Here is a 15,002-nt window from a genome sequence, read left to right as displayed (position 1 = left end):
GCGCCGTAGCGTGCCCCTGACGGGGCCGTTGAGAGTTCATACTCACGTCCTCAGACAGGTCTGTGGCTGGGCCGTTCACGTTGCTCCGAGGTGCTGGACCCGACACTGCAGGCCACGACACCGTCCCGATGAGCCAGCCAGCCTCCACTTTCGACGCATGGGCGGGGCCCAGCAGATGGCCCCCGCCACACACACAGAGGCGCAGATGAGGCTGCAACCAGCACCCACGCGATGCTTCCGTCACCCCGTCTGGACCAACAGATGAAGAATGACGAAGAGCCGGGCACAGGAAGGCCCCCTATGTCAGGTGCCAACAGCCGTGCCTGAAGCGAACCATACGCGACTCGCTTCGGTTCCTCAGCATGGGCAAGGAGCTCAAAGAACCGGAAGCCGGTGAGACAGTGCGAGACAGATCTGAAGAACTGATGGCTCTGACCTGCTCAAACGTTGCGGTCATCTCCAGTTGTTCAGCTGGATCGCAGAGTTCAACACTGCTGTGTTGAGGCACAGTTGGCCGCAATTGCGAGGGCTGCTCCTACGTTGCCTTCCCCGTGCGATTGGCGCCAGTACTGCGCGGGAAGACGAGACAGCCCAAAAGAATCACCTCTTCACACGCCGCAACTCACGCCTGATTCAAGCCTGGACGACTGGCGGGCCAAGCCATACATGCAGGTCCGCTCTCATCACCAGCTGCACTGACACCGCCTTCGCAGTCAGGCGCCACGGTCACGCTGCGTCCGCGACCACAAGAAGTGGACCAGAGCCCCTAGAAATCAACGAAGCCAGCTCAGTAGGCGTGCTCCTCACGCGCCGTCAGAACCCACCTGCGCGGACGGGGCATTCGTGCGGTCATCCCGCAGCCGGCTGACCAGATCGCCGAACGTAGGCGCGAAGGCCGGTCCGGTGACCGACCACCGGCCTTCGACCGCGACACCTACAAGCAGCGAAACGCCGTCGAGCGCCGCATCAACAGGCCCGACACGCACGCTGCAACCCCCTATGTGATCGAGCAATCCAGAAGTCGCCCGTCGCTGGTGCCGATGAGCAACCGACCAGGCTGGGCCAGGGTCAGTGCCGTCGGTACGGCGGGCACTGCGGCTACGGTGAGGTGCCGACGCCAGCGCACGGTGCCGTCATGAAGATTCAGCCCGACGATCTCGCCATCGTCGTAGGTGACATAGACGGTGTCCGCGTCGCAATCAAGGCCGGTGGCCTTCCGGTTCGTCCGGAAGACCCAGGCCGGCTGCCCATTCGTTGGTTTGCGTCGTACGACGAACGAGCCGTCGGGCTGCAACCCGTGGCCGTGGTAGACGGTGCCGGCATGCACGAGGCCACCATCTGCGGTCTCTACGCCAGGGCCGGCGAAGTGTGTCTCACCTGGCATCCAGGAGTAGGGGAACAGCCGTATGACTTCCGCCTTCGTCGGTTCGCGCGGGCGTTCGGCAACCGGCATCGCCTCCAGGTCGGCTGCGACGAGCCACGTTTCCTTCGGGCCGGGGTTCCGCTCGCCCTCCGCGCGCACGGCCTCCCGGGAGTAGATGCGGCTGCCACGCCGGATGCGGAGCCTGCTCCGTTCTCCGGCTGATCCTGCAGGCGCGAGGGCCGGTATGCCGTCAGCGCCGCGCACCAGGGACACCGGGGCGGAGGGAGTGAGGTGGTCGAGCTGTGCCCCGTCCGCTAGCGAGAGCCGGACCACGGCCTGAGGATGCTTTCCCCACTCGGGCCGGACCAGAGCGACCCAGGCCGATTGCTCATCTGCCGCGATGACAAGGTCCCGGCCGCCTTCGTCGTCCGGAACAGCCCACTGCCGCTGTCCCGACGGCAGCCAGGACTCCAGTTGGATCCCGTCAAGGGTTGCCAGGATCCTGCCGTCGGACAGCTCCTCGACTGCGCGGACGTTGCACCGCGGATCCCAGTCGGCGCTCAGAGAGGAGACCGTCCGACGGGCGTCCTCTCGGCCGTCGGGGCGCGGAACCGTCACGCGTGGTCCGGCCAGGTCGGATGCGGTGATCGACCGGGGTGATACGGCCCTCCAGTCGGGCCGACGCACCACCGCCACGTGCCCCTCGCCCCATGCATCTTTGTCCTGCCAGTCGTCAGGCGGTGCCATCAGCACACGTAGGTCCTCTTCGTTGAGCCATTCCAGGCCCAGGACCTGGCGGCCGAGATCGTGCTCGATGAGCGACGTGGGCACGCCCGTCTCCAAATCCAGGAGGAGGAGTTCCCCTTCAAAGAAGTAGCCGCCGTCGTAGCTGCCCGTGCCGACAGCCAGTAGGGGCAGCGCGGGGTGGAAGGCCATTGCGTGCACGGGGTAGCGCGCCCGGAGAAGGGCTCGGCAGGCCAGATCATCGGTGCCGTAGACACCAACCGGCGCAGTGCTGCCGAACTCCTGTATGCCCGCCACCGCCGTGTGTGTGCCCGCCACTGCCAGCAGACGGCGACGCTCGTCGTCGACCGCGAGAGTGGGTTCACCAACCTCGGCGAAGGGACGGTCACTGAGGATTCGGTCGATGCGGAACGGGATGGTCATGGCAATGATCTTCGCAATGGTCGAAGACTGCCGGAAGTCACGAACTCCAAGAAGTTGAAGACCCCGTACGCCGTCGAGGCCGTCTCTGGCGAACCTCGCGCTTGCGTCTGGAGCTAGAGGGCGTCTGAAAAGCCTGGCAGCGGGCCCATCTTGCGAGGCGACGCACCAGGAGCATGGCCATGGCAAGGTAGATGGCATTCTCCGAACAGACGTGCAGGTACTCGTAGTCCTTCGACAGGCGCTGGCACCGTCCCAGCCAGGCGAACGTCCGCTCCACCACCCAACGGCGCGGGACCACCGCGAACTGGGGCACTGCCGGCTGCGGTGCCCCCACCCGGGCCCAGGTCGAGCGGAAACCACCGTCGCGGCGCTGCACGATCTCCACGGTGATGCCTGGCCTCCAGAGCCCAGGCGTGGAAGTCGGCGCCGCGATAGCCCTGGTCCGCCCACACGTGCCGCAGGCGCGGGAAAGCGTCGGCAGCCCGGGAGAACAGCACCACGGCGCCATCGCGGTCACCCACACTGGCCGAGCTCACGCAGGTGACCAGGACAGTGCCGCGGGTGTCGACGAGCAGGTGGCGCTTGACGCCGCTGACCTTCTTGCCGCCGTCGTAGCCGTGCAGACCACCGCGTTCACTGGCCCGAACACTCTGACTGTCCACGATGGCGGCACTGGGAGTGGGATCCCGGCCCAGCTGCACCGCTCGCGTTCCCGCAGCGCCGTCAGCATCCGCTCCCACACGCCATCCTTCTGCCAGCGCCGCCAGTAGTGGTAAACCGTCTGCCACGGCGGTAAGTCATGCGGCAGGAGTCGCCAGGCACAACCGGCCCGCAGCCAGTACACCAGCGCGTTGAGGATCTCCCGCCGCGCGTGCTTCGCCGGCCGTCCACCAGGCTTGACCGCCGGAACCAGCGGACAGAGGATCTCCCAATCCGGATCAGACAGATACGTCGAGTAACGGGTACGCAGCCCGCACACCCCAGCCCCCGAACGTGCGTCACCGCCCCGCTACCAGGCGGCTTGCCCTGACAGGCATTTCAGACGCCTTCTAGGGCGGTGGCGCGGTCGGGGCCGGTGCGGAGCTTGGTGAGGATCCGCCAGGCCTTGAGGTTGCGGCATCCAGCGCTAGGGATCGGCGAGCAGCCACCCACGCCGGGTAGCTGCCCAACAGGATGGGGCCAGCCACCGCTTCCACCGTGCGCCCGAACGCACCGAATTGTGCTGACGGCGCTTCGGTTCGAGAGGCGGCCCAATCAGGCAGGCCCGATCAGCAACCCGAGGCGTGTCGAACCTAGAACGGAGGCCCGAAAGAGGTGGCGGGGACATCCGAAGCCAGCCGCAGAGCCTTTCGGACGTCCCGCTGGTACTTGTAGGAAGGGTGGTCCCAGGCGTCGTCAGAACGGTCCCAGTAACTGTTGTCCGAACGTGCCGCCACGGCCTTGCTCCACAGCTCGGCGCTCTTTCGAAGCTCCCCGACGTAGGCGGTGACCTTGGGCCTGGCACCGGCAGACCAGTTGGCGACGTCGAGGCCATCTGCCTCATGGTCCAGCGCGTCCGCCATCTTCGCAGCCCAGGCACGACTGGCGGCCACGCTGCCCAGGTGCGGATAGGTCTGGAAGACGCGCGCTGAGGCCAGCTCCAGCTTGAGGAAGGCAAGCTGGTCTGCTGCCAGGCTGGTCTCCTGCTCGCGTACGCTGCCAGTGGTCTGACCGTCCGTGTCGGCCGTAAAGCAGGTGGCGGTCCTGTTACCCGACTGCTGGACCTCACGGGTCGGGTAGTAGTAGTTGATGCCCATCGTGTGGGGCAAGGACCAGTCGTCCATGACGTAGTCGGTCAGCCGATCGCTGCACTGGTGGTATGACTGTTTTGCGAGGAAGTCGTCGGCGCCGCGGGACCCGGTGAGAGCGACCGTGGCGAACACTTCGCCCTCGTGTGGCCGGGAGCATGGCACAGGTACCGCGGAGTAGAACCTCTCCGTGCTGCGAGCTAGTGAAGCAGTCGCCCACCGCGAGGCTTACGGCCGACCGGTCGCCTGCGCCGGACATCTACTTGTCCGGATTTTCGTCGGCGTCACCGGAGATTGCCCCGATTATCCGACTCATCGCCAGCACGACCCCACCGAGCGCTAGCACACCCGCAATCGCTAGTCCGCGGCCCTTCTGGTTGCGCTTGGAGCCGGGCTCAGACGGCGTGGGCAGCGGTATGGCTGGCACGGGTCTCCGGTCGACCTCGGCAAACACGTATGCGGAGCCGGAATCCTCGCACACGACCAGGCATCTCTGTCACCCCAGTGCGCAATTCGACTCGCGCCTGATCTGGCCAACGGCGAGCCTTCGGCGCGCTGGGGCCTAGACGCCGTGCATGTCCGTCATTCCCCGCAGGATCCTGCTCCATCTGGAACGGATCCGGCACGACTGGCTTGGGCGATCAGCAGTGCGCCCGCCAAGTCAGCGCTCGCGCGCCTGGTGGTTGGCGCGGACCATGCTGCCGCTGGGCTGTTCTCAATCTTCTGATCCGTAGCTCTAGACAGATCGGCCATTCAGGGCCATTACGACCGCTTCCGGGCGATGGGGGGGTCTAGGTCGACCGCCATCGGTCGCTGCGGTTGCGGCACTTCGTTGCGGTACGGCCGTGACGACCCGTGGGGCTCCGTCTCCGTCAACTCAAACTTGAACGTGTTCAAATTCTATGCCAGGCTGCGGAACACGTCCTTGATCTCCCCGGTCGCGCACGCGACCTGTAGAAACCGCTGGAGGTGGAGTGTGTTGCGTTCCTGCCGGACCGCGCTGGTCCTCCTTGCCATGGCTCTCGCACTCACGGCCTGCGGCAGGATCTGGAACCGGCCGCCGCCCGAGGGCGAATCCGTCGTGCTGAAGCCAGCCGAACTCACGACCACATGGACCGACGCCAACGGCGGCACCCTGACGCTGAAGCCAGATGGAACTTTCACCGCCAACAACGTATGCGGCGACTGGATGGGCGCCTCGGACTGGAACTGGACAGGACCCCGGTCAGGATCGGGCACCTGGAAAGACGACTCCGGCAAGACAGGGACCGCCGTCTGGCGGTCGTTCGACGCCAAAGGCCCCAAGGGGGATGACGTGGGAGACGTCCTTGGCGCTCTGCGGCATGGAAAGACTCTGATGCTCTGGACCCGCGTGGGCGACGAAGACAACGACGATCCCCACTGCATTCTGACTAGAGATCTTTAACAGCTGACGGCGGTTGAAAGTCGAGCCCGGTCTTGGTGATGAGACCCTCGATGAGGCGGGGGCGGTACTGCATCCGTTTCAACCGTGTCTTCACCAGCGCAGTGAGCTGGTCGAGGCTGTGTTTGGTGAGATTGGCCAGCGGTCTCTTCAAGTGCGACCACACGCCCTCGACGGGGTTGAGCTCGGGAGCGTAGGGCGGCAGCTGGTAGACGGTCAGCCATAATCGGGCGGCGATCAGCTCGCGCATGGTGCGGCTGACGTGCGTGTTCAAGTTGTCCCAAACCAGAACGACGGGGCCGCCGAGCTGCTGGTGCGCGGCATCCAGCAGGCAGGGGTAGTCGGTCTCGGTGAAGCCCTTGCGGCGGCCTTTGGCAGGACCTCGGTCGAGGTGGACGCGGTAGATCAGCCGGGGCCGGTGACCGGCCTTGGTACAGATCAGAGCCGCCATGGAGACTCGTTTGGTGCCTGCGGCGGTGACCCTTACTACCGGGGTGCGGCCCCGTCGGCCCCGGTGCGGCCCTTCGGCGGCCTCAGGCCCTGGCCGGCTTCGTCCTCGAAGCAGAGCCAGGCGCCCAGGTCCGCCGCCCTCTTTTTATGACGGGCCACTGCTCGTCCTTCCAGGCGGCGATCTTCGCCTCGTCCCGCTCGGTGGCCTTGCGGGAAGGGACCTGCACGCTCCAGCCGATGCGGTGCAGCAGCAGGTCCAGCCCGGCCACGGGTACTCGACGCCGAACCGGCGACGCACGACGTCAGCGATCCGCGCCAGCGACCAGCACTGGTCAGGCCAGCCGAATACGGCAGGGCCGGCATCCAGCACCGTCTCCAGCAGGCGGAGTTGTTGCGGGTCGAGCTTGCACCGGGTGCCGCCGGGCCCCTTGGAGGCAAGGGCATGCCGGCACGCCTCGGCTCCGGCGTGACCTGCTGATGGCCCCTTGGTCGTTATCGAACGAGGCCGGTGCTGCGCCACGAACACGCTCCGGAAGAACGCTTCATGGGGTCGGGTTGAACAACTTCCAGTGGCCCTCGGAGATCACTTCGACGGCGCCGTCGGCCACCTTGATAGCGGTCTGCTCGTCAATCGCGTAGGCCGGACCCGCGATCCCGGCCGCCCATCGTTCTGCCGCGGCCATGGTGTTCTCCGGACAGGCCGGATGATCCAGGTGCGGGAAGATCGAAAAATCAACCACGCCAAGCGTGCTGTCGCCGCCGGTGGGCGGCTTCCAGCCCACGAAGTCCTGCCCGATTCGGGGGGTCATCACCATGCTCCCGGCGCTGAGTCCCACGTAGACCGTGTCGGGCAGCGACGGCAGGAGTTCAGCCAGCCCGGACTCCCGCATCCAGTGCCCCAGGTACAGCGCGTCACCGCCATTGACCAGCAGGACGTCGGCCTCCCGGACCCAGGAGACCCAGCGTGCTTCGTCGATGCTGGGCAACGCGGTGAGTTCCAACACGCCCACCGACTTCCACCCCAGCTCGGTCATGGGGCTGGGAGATCGTCCGCTGATGAATCGCCATGGCCCGCCCGGATCGGCGTCGGGGGCCCCGTACCCCGCGGTGGGGATGCAGAGGGCGCTGGAATCGGCGATCGGCTTACCCAGAAGGTCGACCAGCGCATCCTGGATGCTCGTGTTCTTGATACCGGAGTCGGTGAGGAGAAGCTTCATCATGTCCTTCCCGAGGAATTATGAATCGATCCCAGGTCAGGAGTCATTCTCAACGAGTCCAAAACCTTCGGGGAAGCCCTCCAAGAACTCGCGGCGCGACGGATCGGTCTCCTCAGCAGCCATCGAACCGAGTAGGTCGATGAACTCGCTTCGCTGATAACTCGTCAGCTGAGTCACAAGATGGGCAACACCCTCCAAGACCTTGACCGCGTCATCTGGGTCCATCTGCTCGTCCTCGCACCCCTCAACGAACCAGAGAACATCGACCAAAGCCTGCGCCAGAGCACGGGTCAGCGACGGGTACACAGGCATCGGAACGATCTTTCCACCAGGCGGCTGATAGCGCGCGGTCATCTCACCACATGCCACTGACATCACCGTCAGTGAGCCCACCACAAGAAGTGGGCCAGAGCCCGATCTCATGGGCATAGCCAGGCTGGCAACCTGCGCCACTGCTGGGCCGGTGCGGACCCGCCGGTCAACGGCAGCCCACCAGCCCGCGCGTGCTGAGGGCATGGGCAGGTAGGCGGCCTGGAAAACGGTGGCGTTTGGCGTCAACCAGGGCCGCCAACTTAAGCGGTCATGGTGGCGGTCAGCGTTCGACCACCTGAATGTACTGCTTCAGCTCCTCGGCAATGCGCGTCGTGTCTCCACTCGCGGGCATGCGGCAGTCCGTCTCGATGCCCGCTTCGACGGCGGGCTCCGAGCTGAAGCGGATCAGGTCCGGGGAGGGAAGGAAGGAGTCGCGGAGCCAGGCGATGAAGACGGCCGCTTCATCGGCGGTGTTGTCCGTGAGGACGACGGTGTCGCGGCCTTCGTTGCTGGCGAGGCCGGTGAACTCGATTCCGTCCTCCGTCACAGCCCAGAAGGACAGGCGCAGTTGCCTGCCCTGCCGGGTCTCGTAGCGCACCTCGGGGAACGCCGCTTCGAGAGCGGCGCCGAAGGCGGCAAGGTCGAGGTTCCAGCCACCGGGATTCTTGGCGGGTGCGTAGAGCAGGTAGGTCGTCTGGTATTCGTCGAGGTCCACAGCGGGGTGCGTCCTTTGTCGTCCGGGGCTAGGGCACGTACCGGGAGGTGCCCTTGACGCCCTGTGCCGCCATGAGCGCCTGCCAGTAGGCGACCGCGTCGTAGTCGTTGGTGATGATCTCAAGGCCGCGGATCTGCTCGTGGTGCGTCATGGCCTGCCTGTAGTGGTCGAGTTCGTCCTCGTCCTTGCCGACGAGGATGTCCTTCTTGCTCCACTTCCTCTTGCCGTTCTTGTCGTACTGGTCTTCGAGCGCGAAGGTGTCCGGGGTGCGCCACGAGGTCTTCTTGTACTCGTCGTCCGTGTCCTGCACGTACTTTGCATCGACCATGTAGCCGTCGGCCGGCCGCATCCCGTCCGCGGCGATGGCGCCTTTGCGGGCGTCCGCGGGCAGCGGTATCAGCCGCTCGGGATAGCCGGGGGGTCCGCAGTTGGTAGGCATTGGCGGGGTCCACTGATCCGCGTAACACGCCACCGACGGCCACTCGGGGGCTCTACGCTCACTCTCTGTCTCCGGCAGAAGCCGTATGCGAGGGGGAGCTTGGGTGACGCTGCTGAAGGACGATCCCACCTGGGTGGGCAGCTACCGCTTGGAGAGCCGGCTCGGGTCGGGCGGGATGGGAGTGGTGTACCGGGCATACTCCGCGTCTGGTCAGACAGTCGCCCTGAAGGTGATACGCCGTCAGTGGGCCGAGAACCCGGAGTTCCGGGCCCGCTTCGAGCTGGAGGTCGCCGCCGCCCGCATGGTCCACAGCAAGCACATCGTGCCGATCATCGACGCCGATCCACACGCACCGGATCCGTGGATGGCCAGTCCCTACGTCCTGGGAGAATCCCTCGCTGCCCGCGTACGGGAGCGTGGACCGCTCGACGAGCCGGAACTCCGGGCGCTGGCCTGGGCCTTGGCCGGTGGCCTGCGGGACATTCACCGGGCGGGGGTGGTGCATCGCGACCTCAGACCGGGCAACGTGCTGTTGAGCGACGACAGCCCACTGATCATCGACTTCGGCGTCTCCCGCGCCGTCGACGGAAGACCCCTCACCGCCGCCGGCCAGATCGTCGGCACTCCCGCCTTCATGGCGTCCGAGCAGTTCACGACGCTCTCCGACGCCGGACCGGCGGCCGATGTGTTCTCCCTGGGTTGTGTGCTGGTCTTCGCCGCGACCGGACGCAGTCCATTCGAAGCCGGCAGCCCCTACGCCTCGGCCCACCTGAGCAAGCACGAGGAGCCGGATCTCAGCGCCCTGCCCGAGTCCTTACACAACGTGGTCGCCGCCTGTCTGCGAAAGGCTCCGGCCGAACGGCCCACCCCCGAGGAAGTGCTGGCAGCCCTCGCTCCCTCCGAACCGCCGCGCAAGGCCATCCGCGCCACGGCGCTCCGCACACTCCGTGCGCTCGCGGTCCACGGGCTGAATCGGCGAGTCCCCGCGTGGCTGATGGCTCTCACGGTCCTGGCGTCCGCGGCGACCGGCATCGCCACCGTGGCGGCCTGGCCCTCCTCCCCGACCTCCGCGCCGACCACCCGCCGTGCCCACCCAGATTGGCACCCTTGGGAGACGACGCTCGCCGGAAACGGTGGCCTTCAGAGGTGTTCCGCGTACGACGAAGTCATCTACTGCGCCACCGGCAACGGCTCCATCGCCCGCATCAACACCTACGACGACGGCCGCATCGCCTGGACGAGCGGCGCCCCGGCCGACCAGTACCGGAACTTCACTCCCCCCAACGGTGGCACGGCCGTGCTCGGCATCGCCCACGGCATGGTGTTCATCGTGCGAGAACGTGCCCGCCACGAACCCGGCGGCTGGGCAATGCTGCCCTCCCGGCTCTACGCGCTGGATGCCGGCACCGGGAGGACGCTGTGAACCCGGCTCATCCCGGACAGCTTTCTGGACACCCCCGGATTTCAGGCAGCGCAGATCGTGCGGAAGACCAAGACCCTGTACCTCACCGATCCGGCCAGGCACGAGATCCGGGCGATCGACGTGGCCACCCGCGGCACCCGGTGGAAACGGCCGCTGAGTCGCGGAGAGGTCTTCGCCGCGACATCCAACGGCCTGTACGCCATCCGGACCTCGCTGAAACATGATCAACAACCCAGCAGGACGGTGATCACGTCAGTCGAACCCACGACCGGGCGCACGACTTGGACCACCACCAAGGCAGGCATCCTCGACTTCGCCGCCTCCGCACCGGGCGCCCTGTACCTGGCAGAGCGCGACAAAGTCCCGATCTACGATGCCCGGCGGACCGCAGAGGTCCTGGGAGTACGCCGTACGCAACGCCCTCGCCCGCAGCCCCGCCGCCACGCCGCCCGGAACCCGAACGGCGAGCAGAAGTCGCCCTGGCCGCCCTGATGGCGATGCAGTCACTGCTGCGGAGCTTCGCCTCCGAGGCTGTCGACATGGCCCAGGGCGCCTTCGAACGGGCCAGGGGCCAGGCCGCTCCCAGGTCCTGGCGTTCGCCAAGCTGATCGAGGCCCGTGCCCATGCCCGCGACAGGGATGCCATGGCCGCCTCACGGGTCCTGAAGGCTTCCAAGGCCCTCCTAGACCCTCCTGAGCCGGGCAGAGGCGTCCAGCGGCGCAGAGCCCGCCTGGATCGACTTCTATCACCACGTCCGCCTCTCCGCCGACGCCACCGAGGTCTTCCGCGGTCCGAAGAACCCCAAAACGGCGCTCGCCTGGAACCAGCAGGCCGCCGCCATGCCGACCGGGGTGTTCACCCGCTCGGTCGGCATGCGCCTCACGATCGTGGGGACCGCCCACCTCCAGGCCCGAGACCTCGACCAGGGCCTGGGACTCGGCAACCGGTCCGTGGACATCCTCGCCCGCGTCCAGTCCAGCCGGGCCAAGGACTACGTCCGCGAGTTCAACACCGCCCTCGCCCCCTGGCGCCGCGAGCCGGCCGTCCGCGAGTTCATCCACCGCACCCGCTCCGAACTCGGCATCGCGGCCTGAACCCAGTGCTGTAGTGGCGCTGGGCGGCATCAGACTGCGTCTGAGATCTGGCCGACCCAGGTTGGGTCGGCACGGTTGCTGTGCTCACTGTTGGCAGATGGCTCGGAAGGTCACAAGTCAGCTGAAGCCAAGCTCGGTGAAGGCGCAACCCCCGCGCTCGGCATAGGGCAGTGCCTGTCGGGATACGAGCCTCGGAGGCTGCCGGAAGTGCTGATGGAAGCCGGAGGCCCGGAACTTCAAGTCGAACGCGTGGCCTTCGATGTGCCAGAGCGGGCAGTGCGAAAAGTTCGGGCGGGCATCGTCCGGCACCAGCCGGTGCACCCTGTCGACCTCCAAGTCCAGGGCCAAACCCTTGAAGTCGAGGTCGCCCTCAAGGTCGAAGACATCTTCAAAGACGAGTGTCGCCGGTGAGACCCAGAACGAAAAGTGTGTTGCGGGCGGGACCGGGTGGACCCAGCGGACGATGTAGTCAAGGTCGAGGAGAAGACGCGGCAGGATGTCGTCGGTCGGCTGGACGGACAAGCCGTGGATCGTGGCGTCGTGCCACCCCATCTCCTCGAAATCTGCGTCGCTCCAGGTGCTCTTGGAGAGCCCTGATTCCTCGTGGCTACCGTTGCCCATGTCCGAATCCAACCAGACACCTCAACGGAAGCAGTCACAGGCCAGGCCCGGACGAGAGGGAACGGGGTCGAGTTTCCGGTACCCGCTCGGCAGCGTTTGCACCGTAGTTGACGTACAGGGTGACCACGGCTGAATTGGCAGGTCGACGTCACCTCGGTCCCCGCGCTTCCGGAGAACCGTTCAGCGAGCGGGCTCGGGACGACGATCGGCCGGCGCGACAAGGCGGAGGCTCACCATCACTGAATCGCGGACGTGCATCGCGTATGCGGCGCCCTGGGATGGGCACCCAGGTCTCGACATCAACCTTCTCAAAGGCGGGCGGCCCAGCGCAGCGGGCAGAAAGCCCTACGCGGGCTACCGGTTGAGCAGGGGCGCGAGCGTCATGCACAGTCCGTCGGGGCCGCGGCAGTGGTGGGCGGCCATTCCTGCATCGCGGGCTGCGGTGACGTTGGCTTGGGTGTCGTGGATGAACAGGTGGATGAACAGGCAGCGCTCAGCCGTGGCCCCGACGCGTGCGGCAGCGATGCGGTAGACGCGGGGGTTGGGTTTCGCGACGCCGATGCGGGCGGTGTTCACGACAGTGTGGGCAAAGCCGTCCAGTCCCTGATGGGCGAGGTCCTGCTCCAGCCGGGTGGTTCCGTTGGAGACCAGGGACACGGAGGCGACGTCGCGGACGCGGGTGAGCAGGTCCACAAGTTCCAGGTCGGCAAGCGGGAGGAGTTCGCTCCAGGCGGCTACGGCGGCGCGGGCCTACTCCTTCGAGCCTCAACTGTTGGCGAGGTCGGCCGCCACGGCGGATCTCCACTGCTCGTCGGCGATCTGCCCGGTGACGGCGGGGTGGATGCGGGCCGGGGCGAAGGCTGCGGCCGCGCGTGCGCCGGCGGGTAGCCCGTGAGCGTGTTCGATCTCGGTGTCAGCGGGGCATACGGCATCGATGGGTGGGTCGGGCGGTGCTGAGAAGCCGTGTCTGAGCCCCACATGACTAGCTCGACTGGGACATCAATCCAGGTCAGAAGCCTTGTGTCAGGTCGGCTGTTCGGGTGGTGAGGATGACGTGCGGCCCGGCCTGACCGTCTCGTGGCGCCGGGGGTGTCATCGTGCACGGGGATCTCTTCGACAGGAGTTGGGACCGTTGGTGCACCGTGCCTCTGTGCTGCTCGTGACGGCGGTGGGTCTGGCGGGTTTGGCGGCGCCCGCCACGGCCGCTCTGCCCGCCGACAGCGACCCGGCCAGCAGGATCGACCACATCGTGGTCTTCTACCAGGAGAACCGCAGCTTCGATCACGTCTACGGCAACTGGGGCGAGGTCGGCGGCGAACGCGTGAGGGGCTTGTCCAGCGCCACACCGGCTCACACGGTCCAAGTGGGCCAGGACGGCAGGCCGCTGCACTGCCTGTTCCAGACGGACCCCAACCTCACCTCGCCGTCACCGGTGCCGACCACCTGCACGGATACCGGACATCCGGCGAAGCAGGGCAGCAAGCACGAGTGGCGTTGGGTCAAGAGCGGGTTCCCCAATCGTCCTTGGCAGATCGACGACTACGTCCCGCACGACGCCACAACGTGCCCCGGCGGTCGGCCCAACGGCACGGGAGAGCCCGGCGGCTGCACAAAGGACCTGACACATCGCTTCTACCAGCACCAGTACCAGATCCACGGCGGCCGACAGGACCGCTTCGTCGTCGCCAACGCGTCCGCGGGTCTGACCATGGGCTTCTACGACACGAAGCAGTTGCCGATCTACACCTACCTGCACGGCAATGACGCCCCGCCGTACGTGGTCTTCGACAACTTCTTCCAGGCCGCGTTCGGCGGCTCCTTCCTCAACCACCAGTGGCTGGTGGCGGCGCAGACGCCGATCTTCGCCGACGCCGATGACAGTGGCAAGACGTCGGATGCGGCTTGCAAGACCGGTACGGAGAATTGCGACCTGCACTCGACCGTGGACGTCAATGGAATGCCGGACGGCGACAGCCCGAAGGATCTGCCCTACTACGCCTCACCGGGCGGCCAGCTGCACGACGGGCGCCTCACCGTGGCCGCAGACTCCTCGGGGCACTGCGCCCCGAGCTTCGACGGGGCGGTGCCCGCGCCCCGAGGCACGGTGTGCGGCGACTACGCGGTCAACAGCATCGACCCGTTCACCCAGCCCTATAAGCCGCACAGGGAGAAAGGCAAGCGGCTGCCGCTGCTGTACAGCGACAACATCGGAGACCTGCTGTCCGGGCACCACGTCTCCTGGGCCTGGTACACAGCCGGCTGGGACAACGCGGTCGGCAACAACGGCCGGGATCCCCAACACCCGCTGGGTCCCGGCTGGACCGCGGGCCCCACCCACACCAGCACGGGCACCTGCACGAACTCGGCGCGCGAGGGCGCGGAGTTTCCCTACTGCGTGCCGGACGACTTCTCGGTCCACCATGTGCCGCTCGGCTATTTCGCCAACTACGCCGACGGGACGGACGCGCGGGCCGAGCACCTCGCGGACGAGAGGAAGTTCCTCCAGGACGTCGCTCGCCCCGGCGGCCTTCCCGCGGTCAGCTTCGTCAAGCCGGAGGAGTTCGACGAGCACCCCGGCGGCAGCGAGTACGAGGGCAGCGCCCACCTGGTCAAGCTCATCAAGGCGGTGGAGAGCGGGCCGGACGCCGAACACACGATGATCATCGTGACGTACGACGAGAACGGCGGCTTCTGGGACCACGTTCCGCCACCGGGTACGCCGGGCAACCGCGGACCGCACGACGTCTTCGGCCCCGGAAGCCGGGTTCCGGCTCTCATGATCGCGCCAGGCCTGAACAGTGGCGTCGACCACACCCAGCACGACACAACCTCCATCCTGGCCACCATCGAGCACCGGTACGGACTGCCCTCGCTGAGGCTTCCGGACGGCAGCAGAGCCCGAGACGCACGCGTCACCGATCTGTTCACCGCATACCGGCGCAATGACCACCACCGCCTGGGACTCCATCGCCGGTGACCGGGCGCGGCCCT

14 protein-coding genes and 3 pseudogenes are annotated in these 15,002 nt (G+C 66.8%); 6 read left to right on the top strand and 11 right to left on the bottom strand.

The annotated features are described in order from the left end of the window. Positions 1-794 precede the first annotated feature (794 nt). A pseudogene (locus ACFY3C_RS42445) lies at positions 795-974 on the top strand (IS5/IS1182 family transposase); the annotation flags it as partial. Between the two features lie 23 nt (positions 975-997). On the opposite strand, the gene ACFY3C_RS42440 reads toward ACFY3C_RS42445, so the two are convergent. The 3 genes and pseudogenes from ACFY3C_RS42440 to ACFY3C_RS42430 form a co-directional block, all read right to left on the bottom strand. Further along, complete coding sequence (locus ACFY3C_RS42440) at positions 998-2,530, bottom strand: hypothetical protein (RefSeq protein WP_390774704.1); 1,533 nt, start codon at positions 2,528-2,530, stop codon at positions 998-1,000. Between the two features lie 148 nt (positions 2,531-2,678). Beyond that, a pseudogene (locus tag ACFY3C_RS42435) lies at positions 2,679-3,509 on the bottom strand (IS5 family transposase); the annotation flags it as partial. A 313-nt stretch (positions 3,510-3,822) separates the two neighbouring features. Next, a complete protein-coding gene (locus tag ACFY3C_RS42430; protein ID WP_390774703.1) occupies positions 3,823-4,452 on the bottom strand; it encodes a hypothetical protein in 630 nt (209 codons plus the stop codon). Between the two features lie 880 nt (positions 4,453-5,332). Here ACFY3C_RS42430 and ACFY3C_RS42425 point away from each other — a divergent pair. Then, entirely contained in the window at positions 5,333-5,743 is a 411-nt protein-coding gene (locus ACFY3C_RS42425) for a hypothetical protein (RefSeq protein ID WP_390774702.1), read from the top strand. On the opposite strand, the gene ACFY3C_RS42420 is transcribed toward ACFY3C_RS42425, so the two are convergent. The 6 genes from ACFY3C_RS42420 to ACFY3C_RS42395 all read right to left on the bottom strand — a co-directional run bounded on the left by ACFY3C_RS42420 (position 5,730) and on the right by ACFY3C_RS42395 (position 8,873). After that, a complete protein-coding gene (locus tag ACFY3C_RS42420; RefSeq protein WP_390774701.1) occupies positions 5,730-6,191 on the bottom strand; it encodes a transposase in 462 nt (153 codons plus the stop codon). The genes ACFY3C_RS42425 and ACFY3C_RS42420 overlap by 14 nt on opposite strands. An 82-nt stretch (positions 6,192-6,273) precedes the next feature. Next, positions 6,274-6,459: a winged helix-turn-helix domain-containing protein gene (locus ACFY3C_RS42415; RefSeq protein ID WP_390774700.1), complete on the bottom strand. Its 186-nt coding sequence runs from the start codon at positions 6,457-6,459 to the stop codon at positions 6,274-6,276. Positions 6,460-6,732: 273 nt separating this feature from the next. Then, complete coding sequence (locus ACFY3C_RS42410; protein ID WP_390774735.1) at positions 6,733-7,407, bottom strand: Type 1 glutamine amidotransferase-like domain-containing protein; 675 nt, start codon at positions 7,405-7,407, stop codon at positions 6,733-6,735. A gap of 36 nt (positions 7,408-7,443) precedes the next feature. Continuing rightward, positions 7,444-7,761 (bottom strand): hypothetical protein, encoded by a 318-nt coding sequence (locus ACFY3C_RS42405; protein WP_390774699.1) that lies wholly within the window; start codon positions 7,759-7,761, stop codon positions 7,444-7,446. A gap of 238 nt (positions 7,762-7,999) precedes the next feature. Further along, a complete protein-coding gene (locus ACFY3C_RS42400; RefSeq protein ID WP_390774698.1) occupies positions 8,000-8,434 on the bottom strand; it encodes a hypothetical protein in 435 nt (144 codons plus the stop codon). A 28-nt stretch (positions 8,435-8,462) separates the two neighbouring features. Then, on the bottom strand, positions 8,463-8,873 hold the full coding sequence (locus ACFY3C_RS42395) for a restriction endonuclease fold toxin-2 domain-containing protein (RefSeq protein WP_390774697.1): 411 nt from the start codon (positions 8,871-8,873) through the stop codon (positions 8,463-8,465). 103 nt (positions 8,874-8,976) lie between these two features. Between ACFY3C_RS42395 and ACFY3C_RS42390 the strand changes: the two genes are divergently transcribed. From ACFY3C_RS42390 to ACFY3C_RS42380, 3 genes are all read left to right on the top strand, one after another. Then, complete coding sequence (locus ACFY3C_RS42390; RefSeq protein WP_390774696.1) at positions 8,977-10,296, top strand: serine/threonine-protein kinase; 1,320 nt, start codon at positions 8,977-8,979, stop codon at positions 10,294-10,296. A 57-nt stretch (positions 10,297-10,353) separates the two neighbouring features. Next, on the top strand, positions 10,354-10,788 hold the full coding sequence (locus tag ACFY3C_RS42385) for a hypothetical protein (RefSeq protein WP_390774695.1): 435 nt from the start codon (positions 10,354-10,356) through the stop codon (positions 10,786-10,788). 347 nt (positions 10,789-11,135) lie between these two features. Further along, a complete protein-coding gene (locus ACFY3C_RS42380) occupies positions 11,136-11,390 on the top strand; it encodes a hypothetical protein (RefSeq protein ID WP_390774694.1) in 255 nt (84 codons plus the stop codon). A gap of 117 nt (positions 11,391-11,507) precedes the next feature. Here ACFY3C_RS42380 and ACFY3C_RS42375 read toward each other — a convergent pair whose 3' ends face one another. Then, the gene (locus ACFY3C_RS42375) at positions 11,508-12,011 is read right to left on the bottom strand and encodes a hypothetical protein (protein WP_390774693.1); all 504 of its coding nucleotides are present in this window, start codon (positions 12,009-12,011) and stop codon (positions 11,508-11,510) included. 354 nt (positions 12,012-12,365) lie between these two features. Beyond that, positions 12,366-12,731, bottom strand: a pseudogene (locus ACFY3C_RS42370) (HAD-IA family hydrolase); the annotation flags it as partial. Between the two features lie 430 nt (positions 12,732-13,161). Between ACFY3C_RS42370 and ACFY3C_RS42365 the strand changes: the two are divergent. Then, positions 13,162-14,988 carry an alkaline phosphatase family protein gene (locus ACFY3C_RS42365; RefSeq protein ID WP_386581588.1) on the top strand — a complete coding sequence of 609 codons (1,827 nt, stop codon included), beginning with the start codon at positions 13,162-13,164 and terminating at the stop codon, positions 14,986-14,988. Positions 14,989-15,002 lie beyond the last annotated feature (14 nt).

The sequence above is a fragment of the Streptomyces sp. NPDC001410 genome (assembly GCF_042895235.1).
Lineage (GTDB): Bacteria > Actinomycetota > Actinomycetes > Streptomycetales > Streptomycetaceae > Streptomyces.
The sequence above is the reverse complement of the archived record's forward strand: the minus strand, read 5'-3'. Positions and strand labels throughout refer to the sequence as shown.

Bases quoted from the DNA above. Each gene is read 5' to 3' on its own strand.
- ACFY3C_RS42440 (WP_390774704.1), bottom strand. From the start codon at position 2,530: ATGACCATCCCGTTCCGCATCGACCGAATCCTCAGTGACCGTCCCTTC.
- ACFY3C_RS42425 (WP_390774702.1), top strand. From the start codon at position 5,333: ATGGCTCTCGCACTCACGGCCTGCGGCAGGATCTGGAACCGGCCGCCG.
- ACFY3C_RS42420 (WP_390774701.1), bottom strand. From the start codon at position 6,191: ATGGCGGCTCTGATCTGTACCAAGGCCGGTCACCGGCCCCGGCTGATC.
- ACFY3C_RS42410 (WP_390774735.1), bottom strand. From the start codon at position 7,407: ATGAAGCTTCTCCTCACCGACTCCGGTATCAAGAACACGAGCATCCAG.
- ACFY3C_RS42405 (WP_390774699.1), bottom strand. From the start codon at position 7,761: ATGACCGCGCGCTATCAGCCGCCTGGTGGAAAGATCGTTCCGATGCCT.
- ACFY3C_RS42395 (WP_390774697.1), bottom strand. From the start codon at position 8,873: ATGCCTACCAACTGCGGACCCCCCGGCTATCCCGAGCGGCTGATACCG.
- ACFY3C_RS42380 (WP_390774694.1), top strand. From the start codon at position 11,136: ATGCCGACCGGGGTGTTCACCCGCTCGGTCGGCATGCGCCTCACGATC.
- ACFY3C_RS42375 (WP_390774693.1), bottom strand. From the start codon at position 12,011: ATGGGCAACGGTAGCCACGAGGAATCAGGGCTCTCCAAGAGCACCTGG.